This is a genomic window from Campylobacter sp. DY7, from assembly GCF_057802535.1.
Map to the genome: position 1 here is coordinate 40,769 of NZ_JBYJAU010000003.1, position 16,336 is coordinate 57,104.

The following is a 16,336-nucleotide window of genomic DNA, read 5'->3' on the forward strand; positions in this document are numbered from 1 at the left end:
ATAAACTATGAAAACACTAGATTATTTTATAATTATAATTCTAAGCAATCTTATAACTTTGTTTATTTCTTATTATTTATTTTTATTAAATAGTGTGGATTTAAAAAACAATATCAACGATTACAATTATTATGATGATTTAAGCTTGAAAGATAAATCTTTAGTAGATGATTTAGTTATTGAATATCAATCACTAAAAGAGCAAATAAAATGAAAAAGTTTTTATATTCTTTATTTTTTATTTTGCTTATTGAAAATTCGCTTTTTTCTTATGAATTCGGAGATTGTGAATTTTTTTTAACAACTACAAATAATAACACTTGCAGTTACCCAACCCCACTGATTAAGCCTAAATATCATTTTAGTACAAATTATGTTATTACAGTCATTTCTGATAATAAATATATAAAAGAAGGTACTGAAAATCGTTGGAATGGCAATTGGCCTTGGGATTTTCATGGTTGTAAAAAAACTAAAAAACAATCTATTGAAAAGTTAAATAATTATTATTATTTTGTTCTTTTTGAACATTATGTTTATCAATATGATATATGTAGCTCGCGTGGTCATTCTTTGTCTTATTCAAAATATACCTACACAAAAGCAGATGATGTTTATATACATAATGATGACGAGTTTGGCTTTCACATATCTTCTAAAAATGAAGAAGTTGAAAAAACAATAAATGATTTAGATGCTAATTCTCGTAAAGCTTACGCTTGTGCTGTTAGCGGTATGGGTAATTACACTGGCGTTACTTTAGATTACTTAGGCGGTGCTTTAGCTAGTTTAAAAAACAAAAACGGCATAAGTTTTAAAAATCTTCTTTTAGGTGCTAAAGGTTTAAGTTCTATTATAAGCTCTACACCTTTAAACGATAAAAAAGCTGTTGCTTGTGCTATTCGTTGTTCCGGTGGTGATTTAAAAATTAATGAAAGTGTAAATTCTTCTTCTATGTGTTCTGAAAAATCTATAAGCGATTATGATAGTTCTATTAATTCTGCTCCTATGGTTGAAGTATCAGAATTAAGCGAATTAGAGAAAAAAGCAATACAAACTACTTATAATAATTGCGTTATTAATTATGATACTTGTATGCTAGAAGCAAGTAAGAATGATGAAAGCTATTATAATCAATTAAGCGATAAAGATAAGGCTTTAATTGATAGTCTTTTAGGTGAATATGAAAATTCACAAATACTAATAAGAGATGATGAAAACAATGTTATCGGAGCTATTAATAATGGTTCTTTAGTTGCCGGAACTTTAGATGAAAACGGCTTATTTATTGAAGATAAAAAAGATATTGTTGTTACATTGCCTAATGTGAAAGATGAAGAATTAGTTTTACCTAATGAGAATGATGGCGTTGCAGTTTCTCCTGATATTTCAATTCCTAACAATAAAGAAGAAAACGATAAAATTCAATTACCTAATGAAAGCACAAAGCCAAATGAAGATGTTGGATTAGTAGAAGTTGTAAAACCTAATGAAATCACAAAACCAAATGAGAATGTAAATGTTGGAGAAGTTGTAAAACCTAACGAAATCACAAAACCAAATGAGAATGTAAATGTTGGAGAAGTTGTAAAACCTAATGAACTTACAAAGCCAAACGAAGCAGTAAAACCTGATGAAGTTGTAATCACTAAACCAAGCACAGAAGTAAGTATAAATAAAGAAAATTCAAAAGTTAATGTTGATGTAAATGTAAAAGTTGATGATATTACTATTAAACTTGATGATGCTGTTGAATTTAAAGATGATGATACTTTTGATACTAATATTTTTGACAAGATTAATTCTTTAGATTTCTTATTAAATAGTGCTAGTGATTATAAAAATGCTTTTTCTTCTTTTTCTAATTCTATAAATTCACTTAAAGAATTATCGGAAGAAATTAAAAATCTTGAAGTGCGAACTATAAAAACTGCAGTTGTTGATAAATGTCCTTATTCTAAAAGAATTGGTAATTCTAATGGTTTTTATGTTGATATGGATTTAGACTTATGTTCTTCTTTATCTCCTATGCGTCCATATTTATATTCTATATCTTCTATATTTTTTTTAGTTATATTTTTTGTTACTTCAATTAAACTTGTTCTTGGTCTTATTAAGGGGTATTAATGTCGGCTTTTTTTAATTTTGTTGCTAATTTTTTCCGTAAATGTTTTTATTACTTTGAAAAATATATGGATATTAATTTTTTTGATGTTGCTTCAAAACGATTAAGTAATTTTATTAATTATTTTTTTCTTACTATTTATATAGTTTTTAGTAGTTATTTTATATATAGTCTTATTAAAGTTATTTCTTTTTTGATTTATATTTATAATTATATTTTTGACTCTTTAAATCAAGAGCTTTCTACTACTTCTGATGGTTCATTTCCTATTTATCAAGTTTTTTTATCTACTATGATTTTAGAGTCTTTAAAGAAAGTTTTAGATATATTTTTGCCTTATTTTATTATTATTCTTTATTGCCATATTATTATGTTTATTCTTAAAAAATTAAGAGAATTTAAAGAATATGTTAATAATCCTTATCTTATATTTAACAATACATCTCCACAATACACTGATGATTTAAAAGGCTTTGCTCGCTTTTTAAAAGATAGTTTTTTTGGTAAAAAAATATGAGTATCTCATTTATTACTGGCATACCTGGTAGCGGAAAAACTTATTACGCAGTTCATCATTTATATAAATCTTTCATTGAGCCTATGAAAAATGAAAATAAAAAAGAAGATAGAAAAGGCTTATTTTCTTTTTTGTTTGGAGCTAAAGAAGAAACTAGAACTTATGATTATTGCTATACAAATATAAATGAGTTTAATTTCTCAATATGCGATAAAATAAAGCCATACGAACACGATATAATCTATGAAAAATTAAAAATCTTATATTCTCTTCATTTAAATAATGCAGATGATAAAACTTTAATTGAAAAAGCAAAAGAATTAAAAATATTTAATTCTTTATTTATCATAGATGAATGCCACAATTTTTACGATAAGGAATATGAAGTTCTTGTTTGGTTCTTTACTTATCATAGACATTTGTTTATTGACATTTATATGATTACTCAAGATTTAGCATTAGTTGAAACTAAATACAAAACAATAGCTGAATTCTTTTTCCAAGCCTTACCAAATGCTAAGAAAATAAATACAAGAAAATTCAAATATAGACAATTTTTATCTTATAAAATGTATCAAAAAGATATCGTTGGTAATTTCACATTACCCGCAATTAATGAAGTTTTTGCTTTATACATTAGTGGAGCTAAAAATAACTCAAAAAGTGTGGTTAATAAGTTTATACGATTGTTTTTATTCATTTCTTTTGTTGGTTATTTGCTTTTCAAAGGCTTTACTTTTTTACTAGGTAGTAATAATAAACCAAAAGAACCAACTAATCCACAAACTACTAAAAATATAAATACTCAAGTCTTAAAAAAACCTAATACTATAAATCAAAAAAATGAAACTCAAAAAGAAACTAAGCTTATTAATAAAAACAATTATGAAAACATATATTCTTATAGCATTGTTTGTTTTAAGCGTGAAGTATGTGTGGTTAATGATGATTATAAAATACTTTACGATAGCTTAAGCTTTATTCTTCAAAACTCTGAATACCTATATATAAATAATATCTCTTTAAGTTCTGAATTCTCAAGAATTAATTTAATTTATGAATTTGATGTTTTTAAAAATCTAAAAATTAAAAAAGAAAGGATAAACGATGAAAAAACTAATCACAATTTTGGTTTTATTAATTAGTTTAAATGCTGAAAGCATTAAGCTTAATCTAGTTGATTTTATAGACCTATTTAAAGTAAAATCTAACATTACATTTATTTTAAATGATAAATTAAAAGATGAGAACATTTACATAATTTATCAAAAAAAGCTAGATGATTTAAATATAAATGATTTTGAAAAAATCTTAAAATCTAAATCATTAAAGCTTTTAAAATTCAAGAATTATTATTATATTGATTATATAAATGAAAAATACGACAACTTTATAAAATTACGATCAGTCAGGCTTAAAAACAATTCTTATAAGTATGTTAAAAAAATAATAGATTTATATAATTCTAATCAGCCAAGCACAAATAAAGATAATATAAAAAATGAAGTAAAAATCGTTGATTATATAGAAACGACAAATACTATTATATTTTTATGCAAAGATGAAGATTACTTTTTTTTAAAGAATGAGATTTCAAAAAATGATGAAGTCTTAAAAACTGCTACATTAAAAATCACTATTAGCGAAACAAATTATTCTGATTTGATTTCAAAAGGCATAAAATATAAATCTTTAACTAAAATAATTGATAGCGTAAATTTAAAAACTTACTTGAATTTATTTAGCGCTAGTAATGAAAGCTCATTTATAAGTTCAAATAAAAGCTTTTATTCTTTTATTGATTTTCTTAGCGAAAAGAATATAACAAAAATTAAAGCGAGTCCATTTTTAACTATTAAAAACAATGTAAATACTACTTTTTCAATCGTTGAAAACATACCCTACTTAACAAAGTCCGAAACCATAGAAAGCTCTAACAAAACTGAAAGCAATACTTTCACTTATAAGGACGTCGGTTTAAAAATAGATATAAAGCCATTGATTTTAAATAATAAAATAGATTTTGATTTAAATATAAGTATAGAAGACATTATCGACAACAATAGTTTAACACCAAAAACTACAAAGAAAACTCTCAGTGGTTCATATACTTTACATAAAAATCAAATTCTTGTTTTAAGTGGTATTAATAAAAACACTGAATACGATACAAGAGTTGGCATTCCTTTATTAAAAGATATTCCGGTTCTAAAATACTTATTCTCTGCAAAAACCAAAAACAATTTAAAAACAACTTTATTGATTACTATTGAATATTTAAGCGATGAAGAAAATGCCGAAAAATTAGAATAAAAGACAGAAGAGAGTGGGCGTGGCGTGAGCCACGCACACGCTCTTCCTTGTCTAATTAATAAATAATTTCATCATTAAGCTTTGTTTAAGCTATACATAAAAAAGAAAGGATAAAAAAATGATTTTGATTAGGAATGAGTTAGAGTTTTTGAACGACTATGGCATAAGCTCTAATGATTTGTATAAATGTCAGCAGAGTTTTGAAAAAACTTTAAATTACTTAAAGTTTCATAGAATAAGAAACGGCTTAAATAAATCTAAGTCTTTACTTGAAATTACATTCTCAAGTAATTTTTGCCAAAATTATCATAATGAATTATTAAACAGAATTGAAGTTTTAAACGCTTTTAATATTGAAAAACACTATACCCCTATTTTTATTACAGCCACGCTTGATAGTCAATATAGGGATTTCTTATTTGCTGATTATTCAAATCTTAAAGCTAGTGATTTAATTAGCATTCCAAAGCATATTAAAGAAAAAATAAATCAAAAATTGGCTTTGACAATTGTTGATTTAAAGGATATTTTAAATCAAAAGCTTAAGATATTTAATAATTTTTATAATCGCAAATATAAAGCGTATAAAATCAAATATTGTAAAGTTTTTGAGCCACATAAAAAATTAGGAGTTCCCCATTTGCATATGGTTTTATTTATACCAAACAGCGCTGAAATCATAGAAGATTTTAAAAATGCTTATATGCGTTTATTTCCCGCTCCACAAAATTTAAGAACAGATAAATTAACTCTAAAACAAAAACAGAATGGCGAGTTAAACGGCTTTCAAACTAGCATAAATAACTCAATAGCTTACATAATGAAATATTTGCAAAAAACTTTTTTAAATCTAAAGCATAATGATATAAATAATATAAAAATTGATAAGCTTACTGCTTGGTATATCAAGCATAAAATAAGGAGATTTACAATGAGTAGATTCCTAGTTCCGCTCTGGCTATATAGAAAACTTAACTTTATACCTAGTTTGCGTGATTATTTTCATTTAAATAATGAATTAGAAAAGCATAATAATATACTTGAGAAAGATTATAAAAACAATAAATTCTTTATACATATTGAAACCACAAACCAAACAATAATCTATGAAAACAAACATTTAATTTATGAAAGCAATAACAGAATAATCAATGAATATAAATCCGATTTTGAATTTTTTAAGGTTGCATAAATGAAGTTAAATGATTTATTTTTATTATATTTTAATACTTATAAAAACACATTAAGCGAAAGCACTTATAAAAAAGACTTGAGCCTATATAATAAGCACATAAAAAGTAGTTTTTTAGGTGAAATCAATGTAAAAGATTTAACTTTTCTTGATTTACAAAACTATATTAATTCTTTACTTGATAACGATTATAAAGTAAAGACTTGTAAAAATGTGATTTTAAAAATAAAGCGTGTTTTAGATTTTGCTTTAGATTTAGAAATAATAAATAAAAATGTAGCAATAAAGGTAAAATTACCTAAATTCGATAATAAAGTTATTTTTAATAAAGATTATGAAACTATGATAAAAATTATTAATGCTTTTATGAACTCTAATAATACTCATTCTTTGTTTTTCTTTTTTTTATTGCACGGCAGAAGATATAGTGAAGTTATAAAAATCAGATGGCGTGATATAGATTTTAATAATAAAACATATATTATAAGAGCTTGTAATAATAAGATTAAAAAGAATATGAGCTATTATTTAAGTAATGATTTATATTTAAGATTAAAAGAACACTTGCTAAAAACTGATTTTTATAGGTTAGATGATTATGTTTTTACAAATCCACACACAAAAACTCATTATAAAGATTTAAGAAAAGCATTTTTAAAAATCTTAAAAAATAATAATTTAGAGCATATTAGAATTCACGACTTAAGACATTTAATAGCTAGTTTTTCAATAAATTATTTAAATGCTGATATAAATTTGGTTTCAAATATGCTAGGACATACAAACATTAATACGACTACAAGATATATAACAATAAACCAAAAACTTACTAAAAATATTTTAGAAAACATTTTTAAAAGGGCTAAAAATGAAGAGCAGAATTAAGCTAATTTTTGAGAACAATACCTATTATTTTGATAATTATAAAAGCATATTAAAAATATTATTAAAATTAGAATACACCTTTAAAACATACTTTGAAGATAATAGATTTTATTTAGATGTTTATAAAAATGATAATTTAATTTATTCTACTTCTATTAAATCGCTAGGATATTATAATGAATATGATTATTTAATAAGTTCTTTTTTATCATATAATTGCAATAATATTTTTATATTAAATGATTTTTATTTATTTGATGATTACACAGGCGAAATCATAGAAAACAATGAAAATGAGAAAGAATATAATATTCAAATAAAAATACTAAAAAATAACTATTTTTTCATATTTAAAGACCAAATTATTTTCTTAAGAATTAATGATAAATTTAATTTTTTGACTAAAAAAGGCAATTTTTTTAAAGCTGAATTTTTTCGTTATTTAGAACATAATAATGAAAAATTTTTCTTTTTTCGTTACACTGGCATAAGGAATAAAACTCGTATTCTTAAACTTAGTGAATATGAGCTTAATAGTCTTTATCATTCAATATATAATTTAGATAATGATTTTATTGTTGATTATTCTGTTTATTTGATATATAAATTCAATTTAAGCTATAATTTAATGAAAAATCCTAAAAGAATTCTATCATTAAACGATATTAAAGCACTTGGTTGCGAAAGAGGGATTTGAACCCCCGTCCTTCGGGTTATGAGCCCGACGAGCTAACCACTGCTCTATTTCGCGATAAGTAAAAGTGGATGGGGTAAAGGGATTCGAACCCCTGAATGACAGGACCAAAACCTGTTGCCTTACCGCTTGGCGATACCCCAACAATTTAAAAGCAAGATTATATATAAAAAAAAATATTTTGTCAAGAGAATTTTTTAAAAAAAATTATTTTTTACTTTTTTATGCTTTTCTAAACATCTATATATAATTTTTACATAAACTAAATAAAAATAATTATTAAAAGGAAAAATATGTCTTTTGTAAGTATAAAAGAAGGAATAGAAGAATTAAAAAAAGGCAATATGTTAATAATGCTAGATGCCGAAGATAGAGAAAACGAAGGAGATATAATATTTCCTGCAGAGTTTAGCACGCCTGATAAGGTTAATTTTACTTTAACTCATGCAAGAGGTGTTGTGTGTGTTGCACTTGATAGAAAAATTGCTGAGCATTTTGAACTACCACTAATGGTTCCAAAAAACACTTCAAATCACGAAACAGCATTTACTATAACGGTAGATATTAAAACAGCAAGCACAGGTGTTAGCTCAATTGAAAGAGATGCAACTATAAAGCTATTTGCTGATAAAAATGCAAAAGCTAGTGATTTTGTAAGACCTGGTCATATAAACCCACTAATAGCAAAAGATGGTGGAGTTTTAGTAAGAACTGGTCATACAGAAGGAACAGTTGATATGTGCAAATTAGCTGGACTTACTCCTGCTTGTGTGATTTGCGAAATTATGAATCCAGATGGCACAATGGCAAGGCGTGATGATTTAGTAGAGTTTGGAAAAAAACATAATATTAAATTAGTTACAATTGAAGATTTAATAAAATATAGACTTCAAAATGAGAGCCTAATAACAAAAATTAGCGAAGAAAATACAAAACTATTAGATAAAGATGTAAAAAAGATTACATACAAAGACTTTTTAGGTGATATTCATACGATTTTTTCTTTTGCAGGTAAAAATGAAAAAAGCTTAATTAAATTCTATAAAAGCTCAAATGATGTAAATATCCTAAACTCAACAAAATTAGAAGAAACTTTAAAATCAATTGATGAACTAAGCAAAAATGGCGGAATGCTAGTATTTATGGAAGGCACTAAGAGTGATGAGAAAAATTACGGAATAGGAGCACAAATTCTAAAAGATTTAGGAGTTGATAATTTTGAATTATTAGGTAATTCAAGTCAATTTGCAGCTTTAAGTGGATTTGGTCTAAATATAAAAAATATATAAAAATCTAAATTCCTATTTCAAATTCTAAGAATTTGAAATAGGAAAAACAAAATTATTTATTTAATCCTAAAACCTTGCAATATTCACAATAAACACAACTTACAGAACGCTTTGCACATACTAAAGGTATGTTTCTTTTCTTAGCTTGGCTTTTGATTTTCTTCATTGTATTATGGTTTAAAAAACTAGTAAGCATTACAACACAGCCAGTATCTTGCGGAATGCTTTGACGATTAACTCTATTTTCATTTCTAGCATCCCAATGCGTAATGCTCTTTGCTCCTAAATCATGTAAAACTGCCTTAATAGGTGTAATCTCATCAGCACCAATGACCAAAACTGACATAAACTCTCCTTAAATTAATTTTGAGTATTATACTCAAAATAACCTTTAAAGAAACTGATAATTATTATAAAATTATTTAATACAAATAATCGTATATTTATTTTAATTTTCGTATATAATATAAGTATAAATGTAATAATATAATTTAATTAGTATTAAAAATACAAAAATAAGATATTTTTATACTATAAATTTTATATTTTATATATAAAATATATAAAACATAATTTATATAGTATATTTAACTTGCATTTTTGTATAAAGGCTTTAAGCTTTCGTATGCAATATTTATTTCTTCAAATTTTTCTTTTAATACTTTTTTTACTTCATCGCTTTTTTCTGCATGAAAATCTGGGTGATATGCTTTACTAAGTTTTAAATATTTACTTCTTACTTCCGTAAAACTAGCTCCTACTTCAACCCCTAAAGTCTTAAAATGCTCTTCAAGTAACATACATATATTTAAAAATCTATTATCTTTTTTAAGCTCATTTTTGATTTCTTTTTTAAATTGTAAATATGCAAGCTCACTTAAAGAAAAACTTATGCAGTAATTTAAATGCTCACAACAAGCACATAATTTATCTAATAAACTTAAAGTATTTTCGTCTTTATATGTGATAATAAATTTGTTTTTAATAATATTTATTTCATGTTCTTTAAAATAATTGCTAAGGTATAAAATCAAGTTTTTTTCAAGATTTGAAAAGTTTAAAATAATGTCCTTTTTCATGAAGTCTAATTTACAATTTAACACTATTTTTAAAGTATTTACACTCACTAAATTAAGCTTAAATTTCTTATAATATGCTGTGTTTATATTTTGTAAATTTTCATTATTATATTTTCTATTTAATATAGATAATAATTTTAAAAAATATCTTCTTTGCGGTATTTCACTCTCTACATAAAAAGAAATTAATTTGCTTTTCTTACCTATATTTTGTGAAAAATTTTTATTTATTATTTCTTTCATTTCTTTAAAAAAAGAAAAATCTTGAGTATTAATACTAATTGATTCTAGATTTTGTATAACTTGCATTTATCACCTTTTCTTAAAGTTTTTTGTTAATAAGCAATTTTTATTCCAAAATCTAAATTCCTAATTCAAATTCTTAAGTGTTATGAATTAAAAAAATGTATGATTTTATAAAAATCAAGAATGATTTATTCTTGATTTTCAAAGTTTTCTAAAGCTTTTTCGCTTAATAATTTTTTATTTTTTATCCCTAAACTTCTTAGATTTTCTAAACGATTTGCCACACTACCCTTGCCGTATAAGTGTGTATCAATTTTCGCAAAGCTTGATTCTGATTGTTTTTTAAGCTTTTCATAATCTTCATAAAATGAAGCGAACTTATCATAAAATTTGCCAAATTCTGTGAAAATATTTAAAGCATTTTGATTCATTTCATAATTCTTCCAACCAAAATAAATCATCTTAAGCCCCATAAATAAAGTAGTAGGACTTACTATAAAAATCTTTTTAGTCTCTGCCTTTTTAAAAATCTCACTATCGCATTCAAGCGCTAAATCCAAAATATTTTGATATGGCACAAACAATAATACATATTCGTTCGCATATTCAACCACATTTTCATATTCTTTTTTAGCTAGTTCATTTATTCTTGCGTTTAAATTATTTGCGATTTCATTTTTATAAATATTTGCATCATCACTACTTGGCAAAGAGAACTTAGAATCAATTATCACGCATTTTTTCGGCTCAAAATACACAATAGCATCAGGTCTTTTAAACCTATTGTTCTCATCTTTAAAGCTTTCTTGCATATAAAAATGCTCATTTTCTATAAGCCCACTAGCAAGCAAGCATTGCTTAAGTATAATTTCTCCAAAATCCCCACGAGCTTTCTTATCCCCCTTTAAAAGATTTGCAAACTCATCAGCCTTTTTGCCTAAATTTTGGCTAGTTTCAAACATGGTTTTAATGTTGTTTTCTATGCTAGTGTTTTGTTTTAATAAAGTTTTTTCGTATTCGCTAATTTGCTCTTTTAATGGGCTAAAAATCTTAGTTAAAAGCTCATTTGAATTAGTAAGCAATAATTTAGTGTTTTCTTCATAAATTAATTTTGAGCTTTTTTCATTTTGCTCTTTTAGATTTTCTTCTAAGGTTTTTAGCATATTTTCGTATTTTGTCTCTAAGCTTTTTAAACTATTTTCATATAGTTTTATCTTTTCACTTAAAGCTTCATTTTTAGAAAATTCAGTGTGAAATTTATTAGTAATTTCATCTAAATTTACTTTTAAATCATTTTTAATTTCACACTCATTTTTTAATTTTTCTTTAGTATTTTTAAGCTCTTCATTTAGCCTTGAAAGTTCTAAATTTTGGCTTTCGTTTTGATTTGTTTTCGTATTTAATTCATTCTTACAAAGCCTTAATTCCTGATTTAAATTCTCGTTTGAAATAGATAAAAATTCCTTATCTTTTGCAAGAACTAAAAGCTCATTTTTAAACACATTAATCTTATTTGTATAATGAAAAATAATAAAGACTAAAATAAGCAAAAATACTAATAAAATAGCTGCTAAAACAAGTTCATCACTAAGCATTTAAAACGCCTAATAATCTTTCATAATCAGCCTTTGTATCAATACCAAAAGACTTTGTATTAATCTCGCACATTTTAATAATCTTGCCATTTTCAATAGCTCTTAATTGCTCTAATTTTTCAATTTGCTCTAGGTTTGATTTAAGGCTTATAAATTCTTTTAAAGATTTTGCTGTATATGCATAAATGCCTAAATGATGATTATAACTCACGCCTTTTTTGTCCCTATCAAAAGGAATTGCAGCTCTTGAAAAATATATAGCATTTTGCTTAGTATCAAGCACTACTTTTACGGTGTTTTCATCGCTAGGATTATCTTTAATAGTATAGCAACTAGCCATAAAAAACTCATCTTTAAACTTAAGGCAAAATTCTTTAAATTTGATTAAATTTTCCTTTTCAAAAAGTGGCTCATCTGCTTGAAGATTTATAATAATCTCATCATCGTTAAGCTCTAAAATATCCACACACTCAGCAAGCCTTTCTGTTCCACTTTCGTGATTTTGGCTAGTTAAAACTGCTTTTATATTATATTCTTTTGCAAGCTCACAAACTTGCTCGCTATCCGTTGCAATCACAACTTCATCAACCTTACTTGCATTAAGTGCTGTATAAATACACATAGGAATGCCATTAATTGGCACTAAGATTTTCTCGCTAAAACGAGATGATTTAAGTCTTGCAGGAATTATTATCATAATTTTATCCATTCTATTATTGTATTTTTGATTTCATCAACTTTTATATCTTTTGCATAATAAGCATTAGAATTAAGTGCATTTAATAGGTTTTCATTTAGCTTGTAATTATACTTTTTAGCATAGTCTTTTATGCTTGTTAGCTCATCTTTAAAAATCCCTAAAGCCTTGTTAATACTAGGAGTAAATTTGCTCCATTCAGCAGTTGAGCATATTACATTAAAACTATCATCAAGAGCATTAATAGCCGTTGCTGTATGTGGGTCTAATAAATAATCTTTATAAGCTTTAATATTTTCTAAAGTCTCTTTATCGCTACATTTATAAGCTATAAAATGCTCTTTTAATTTTGCTAATTCATCATTTGTAATTTTAAAGAATTTATTTTTTTCTAAACTTTCATAAAGTTCTTTTGTCCTGCTAGCACCAAAGAAATAATACATTAAGCGTTCAAGATTTGATGATTTTAGAATATCCATAGCAGGAGAATGAGTGCATTTAAACGCCCTATTTCTTAAATCATATTCGCCAGTAGTAAAAAAATCATAAAGAATAGTATTTTCATTGCTTACGATTTTTATTTTATCAATATTTGCACCCATTTGTTTAGCGTAAAAACAAGCAAGAGCATTACCGAAATTTCCACTTGGAATTATCACATTAACAGCCTTATCGTATTGAAGACTTAAATAATAATGATATAGTAATTGATACATTATTCTTCCAAAATTAAGCGAATTTGCAGCACTTAGGTTATAGCCACTTTTTGAAATTGCTTCTTTAAAATCTTTATCGTTTAATAGTTCTTTTAATTTACTTTGCGCATCATCAAAATTACCATCAATTGCTAAAACCAAAGAATTACCATAATCAACATTAGCCATTTGCTTTTCTTGAACTTTACTGGTTTTTCCTTTTGGGAAGATACAAACTACTTTTGAGTTTTTGTTTTTAGAAAAGGCACTAAGAGTTGCAGGGCCTGTATCGCCACTTGTAGCACATATAATTAATTGCTTTTTATCATCCATAAGCCTTGCAAGTGGAGCTAAAGCAAGGTCTTTAAATGCTCTTGTTTTGCCATGAAATAATTCGCATATATGAGTTTTACTATCAAGTTTTTTAATCACAAAAGGCTCTTTTGTATCAAATTCTAAATACTCATCTAAACTCTTTAAAAACTCATCTAAATTATCGCTAAAATTAACAAAAACTTTCTTTGCAAAATCTTTATAAGATAATTTTTTTAATTCATTAATATCAAGCTTTTTAAGCTCACTAGGGCAAAATAAACCGCCATCACTTGATAGTGGAGAATTAAGCGCATTTTTAAAATCACTCTTAATATCTTCATTTCTGCTTGAATAAAATATCATCATTTCTCCTTTAAAAATTTTAAATATTCTTTACTTGCTTTAAATTTATAATACACAAACTCAAAACATTTGTAATTATGGTGTTTTTTGATTACTTTATAAACTTTTTTAACATTATTTGACTTAATTTCTAAGCAATATTCATCATCATTTTGTATTTTGCCTTGCCATTTATAAATACTTTCAAGTTTTATTATATGAACACATTTGCTTAAATCTTTTTTCACTAATTTTTGTGCTATTTTTTTAAGTATTGCTTCATTATTACTAGTTGTCTTTATTAGATACATCAAACTCCTTTAAATAATCATTTATAGCATTTTTTAACTCATCATAAATTATTAATTCTTCATCAATTATTACAAGACTTAAGCCGAAATCTTTCATTTTTACATAGTCTTTTTTACTAAGCAAAATATGTTTTGCATTGTGTTTTTTTAAAAGATTTATTATTTCATCTTTATTAAAATCAGCATGGTCATTATAAAAATAATGAGCTTTTACAAGGTCTTTATAAACTAATAATCTAAAAGGCTTAGCAATTGCAGAAATTAATATCATATCTTCTTTAATTTCTTTTATATAAGATTTTCTTACAAAATGAATATCTTCAAAGGCATTAAAATTTGCTAATTTTTCATAAGATTTAGGAAGCCTATAAGCACCACTTGGCAAGCAAAAATTATATTTATATTTGATTTTAGAATTGAGCAAAATATCAAATTTATTTATATTTTGCTTACTAAAAGCATCATCTAAAATAACGCATTTTGCACCTAATTCTAGTGCTTTTTGAATGCCTTTTACTCTATCTTCGCTAACAATAACATTTGCTTTAGTAAATATCGCATGTTCCATTGCTTCATCACCAGAACTTGCTAAATCGCATAGAATTTGATTTCGGAATTTCACCAAAACTACGCCTTTACTTTTACGCTTATATCCACGAAGAATAATAAAAATATTATCTTGATATTTTGAGTATAAAATATCACTTAAAGCCTTACAAAAAGGAGTTTTTCCATTGCCACCTACGCTAATATTTCCTATACTAATTATAGGAATATTAAAATTATATTTTTTTTGTTTTTTAAAAGAAATTATTGAAATTAAAGCATAAAGCAAAGAAAATGGCAAAAGCAAGAAGATAATCAACTTTTGCCATATTGAAGGTTTAAAAAAATACCTATCTAAAAAACTCATTAAATCCAGCTTGAATCAAGAGTTTTTATAGCATCACAAACTCTTTTTACATCTTCATCGCTAAGATTTATATGAATAGGAATTGATAAAATTTGAGCATAATTTGCTAAAGCATTTGGAAAATCATTGATTTTTAAATTATATTTTTGCTTATAATATGTTAGAAAATTAAGTGGAATAAAATGAATTCCTGTGTTAATTCCCATTTCTTTTAATTTTCTTGCGAAATTATCTCTATTTTTATCAACTTTTATAATATATCTTAAGAATGTATGCTCTTTATCAATTGCAGGTAATTTAATATGTTTTAAATTTTTTAATTCTTCATCGTAAATTTTAGCAATCTCTCTTCTTCTTTTTAAATAATATTTATAATTTTTTACTTTTGATAAAGCTAAAGATGCACAAACTTTTGTTATCTCGTATTCATGACCTATGTCAGTTACATCGTAAAAATAACCTAAGTTTCCATCATTTCCCCAAGCATTAGATGAAATTCCGTTTGAGTTTAGCAATTTAGCTCTTTCATAAACTTTATCATCATTAATTACTAAAAATCCACCTGCAAAAACAGGGTCTTTTCTCATAGCATTAAAACCAAAAGATGAGATTAAATCCTTACTTCCAACCAATTCGCCTTTATATTCCATACCTAATGCAAATCCGCAATCATTAATAACTGCTACATTAAATTTATTACAAAGCTCTCTTATTTCATCAAGTTTTGCAGCAAGTCCAGCAGTATGATTTACGAAAACTGCTCTTAATTTTTTATGATTATGTTTTATTAAAGCTTGTTCTAAACTTGCAATATCAATATTAAAACTATCAAGCTCAACATCGACAAATATAGGCTCAGCATCAAAATATCTAATGCTTTGAGCTATTGTTGGGAATGAATTTACAGAGCAAATCACTTTATCTCCACGCTTTAAATCAATTGCACTTAAAGCTAAATGATGTGCTGCTGTGTGATTATTCGTTAATACAATATGAGAGCCTTTATAAATCTCTTTTAAATTATCTTCTAGCATCTGAATAGTATTTATATCATCATCAAGTGACTTAATTAAAAACTCTTTATCATCTTCTGTTATAACATTCAAAAAACAAGAAATTTCTTTCATA

Annotated in this window: 17 protein-coding genes and 2 tRNA genes; 9 read left to right on the plus strand and 10 right to left on the minus strand. The window is 25.2% G+C overall.

The genetic code is table 11. The annotated features are described in order from the left end of the window. Positions 1-7: 7 nt before the first annotated feature. The 8 genes from AC1B00_RS02760 (at position 8) to AC1B00_RS02795 (ending at position 7,729) form a co-directional block, all read left to right on the plus strand. Positions 8-214: a hypothetical protein gene (locus AC1B00_RS02760; protein ID WP_488847991.1), complete on the plus strand. Its 207-nt coding sequence runs from the start codon at positions 8-10 to the stop codon at positions 212-214. Next, positions 211-2,127 (plus strand): hypothetical protein, encoded by a 1,917-nt coding sequence (locus AC1B00_RS02765; protein ID WP_488847992.1) that lies wholly within the window; start codon positions 211-213, stop codon positions 2,125-2,127. Before AC1B00_RS02760 ends, AC1B00_RS02765 begins: the two co-directional genes overlap by 4 nt. Further along, positions 2,127-2,642: a hypothetical protein gene (locus AC1B00_RS02770; RefSeq protein WP_488847993.1), complete on the plus strand. Its 516-nt coding sequence runs from the start codon at positions 2,127-2,129 to the stop codon at positions 2,640-2,642. Before AC1B00_RS02765 ends, AC1B00_RS02770 begins: the two co-directional genes overlap by 1 nt. Further along, positions 2,639-3,787 (plus strand): zonular occludens toxin domain-containing protein, encoded by a 1,149-nt coding sequence (locus AC1B00_RS02775; RefSeq protein WP_488847994.1) that lies wholly within the window; start codon positions 2,639-2,641, stop codon positions 3,785-3,787. Before AC1B00_RS02770 ends, AC1B00_RS02775 begins: the two co-directional genes overlap by 4 nt. Beyond that, positions 3,750-4,955 (plus strand): type II secretion system protein GspD, encoded by a 1,206-nt coding sequence (locus AC1B00_RS02780; protein ID WP_488847995.1) that lies wholly within the window; start codon positions 3,750-3,752, stop codon positions 4,953-4,955. Before AC1B00_RS02775 ends, AC1B00_RS02780 begins: the two co-directional genes overlap by 38 nt. A gap of 118 nt (positions 4,956-5,073) precedes the next feature. After that, positions 5,074-6,147 (plus strand): rolling circle replication-associated protein, encoded by a 1,074-nt coding sequence (locus tag AC1B00_RS02785; RefSeq protein ID WP_488847997.1) that lies wholly within the window; start codon positions 5,074-5,076, stop codon positions 6,145-6,147. After that, a complete protein-coding gene (locus tag AC1B00_RS02790; RefSeq protein WP_488847998.1) occupies positions 6,148-7,032 on the plus strand; it encodes a tyrosine-type recombinase/integrase in 885 nt (294 codons plus the stop codon). After that, complete coding sequence (locus AC1B00_RS02795; RefSeq protein WP_488848000.1) at positions 7,016-7,729, plus strand: hypothetical protein; 714 nt, start codon at positions 7,016-7,018, stop codon at positions 7,727-7,729. Before AC1B00_RS02790 ends, AC1B00_RS02795 begins: the two co-directional genes overlap by 17 nt. Here the strand turns inward: AC1B00_RS02795 and AC1B00_RS02800 are convergent. After that, positions 7,708-7,783: transfer RNA gene (locus AC1B00_RS02800), tRNA-Met, on the minus strand. The two genes, AC1B00_RS02795 and AC1B00_RS02800, sit on opposite strands and share 22 nt — an antisense overlap. An 11-nt stretch (positions 7,784-7,794) precedes the next feature. Then, positions 7,795-7,869 (minus strand) — tRNA-Gln (locus AC1B00_RS02805). A 150-nt stretch (positions 7,870-8,019) separates the two neighbouring features. Here AC1B00_RS02805 and AC1B00_RS02810 point away from each other — a divergent pair. Beyond that, complete coding sequence (locus AC1B00_RS02810) at positions 8,020-9,015, plus strand: bifunctional 3,4-dihydroxy-2-butanone 4-phosphate synthase/GTP cyclohydrolase II (protein ID WP_488848002.1); 996 nt, start codon at positions 8,020-8,022, stop codon at positions 9,013-9,015. Positions 9,016-9,067: 52 nt separating this feature from the next. On the opposite strand, the gene AC1B00_RS02815 is transcribed toward AC1B00_RS02810, so the two are convergent. From AC1B00_RS02815 to AC1B00_RS02850, 8 genes are all read right to left on the minus strand, one after another. Continuing rightward, positions 9,068-9,361, minus strand: a complete 294-nt coding sequence (locus tag AC1B00_RS02815; protein ID WP_239818231.1) for a DUF2325 domain-containing protein — start codon at positions 9,359-9,361, stop codon at positions 9,068-9,070. A 241-nt stretch (positions 9,362-9,602) separates the two neighbouring features. Further along, positions 9,603-10,403 carry a J domain-containing protein gene (locus AC1B00_RS02820; RefSeq protein WP_239818230.1) on the minus strand — a complete coding sequence of 267 codons (801 nt, stop codon included), beginning with the start codon at positions 10,401-10,403 and terminating at the stop codon, positions 9,603-9,605. 125 nt (positions 10,404-10,528) lie between these two features. Then, complete coding sequence (locus tag AC1B00_RS02825; protein ID WP_488848003.1) at positions 10,529-11,935, minus strand: DNA recombination protein RmuC; 1,407 nt, start codon at positions 11,933-11,935, stop codon at positions 10,529-10,531. After that, positions 11,928-12,632: a 3-deoxy-manno-octulosonate cytidylyltransferase gene (gene kdsB / locus AC1B00_RS02830; RefSeq protein WP_488848004.1), complete on the minus strand. Its 705-nt coding sequence runs from the start codon at positions 12,630-12,632 to the stop codon at positions 11,928-11,930. Before kdsB ends, AC1B00_RS02825 begins: the two co-directional genes overlap by 8 nt. Further along, positions 12,629-14,005: a threonine synthase gene (gene thrC / locus AC1B00_RS02835; RefSeq protein WP_488848005.1), complete on the minus strand. Its 1,377-nt coding sequence runs from the start codon at positions 14,003-14,005 to the stop codon at positions 12,629-12,631. The genes kdsB and thrC overlap by 4 nt, the downstream gene beginning before the upstream one ends. Next, complete coding sequence (gene cutA, locus AC1B00_RS02840) at positions 14,005-14,295, minus strand: divalent cation tolerance protein CutA (protein WP_488848007.1); 291 nt, start codon at positions 14,293-14,295, stop codon at positions 14,005-14,007. Before cutA ends, thrC begins: the two co-directional genes overlap by 1 nt. Continuing rightward, on the minus strand, positions 14,273-15,208 hold the full coding sequence (locus AC1B00_RS02845; RefSeq protein WP_488848009.1) for a tetraacyldisaccharide 4'-kinase: 936 nt from the start codon (positions 15,206-15,208) through the stop codon (positions 14,273-14,275). Before AC1B00_RS02845 ends, cutA begins: the two co-directional genes overlap by 23 nt. Further along, a complete protein-coding gene (locus tag AC1B00_RS02850; protein WP_336611785.1) occupies positions 15,208-16,335 on the minus strand; it encodes a DegT/DnrJ/EryC1/StrS family aminotransferase in 1,128 nt (375 codons plus the stop codon). Before AC1B00_RS02850 ends, AC1B00_RS02845 begins: the two co-directional genes overlap by 1 nt. Position 16,336: the final 1 nt, after the last annotated feature.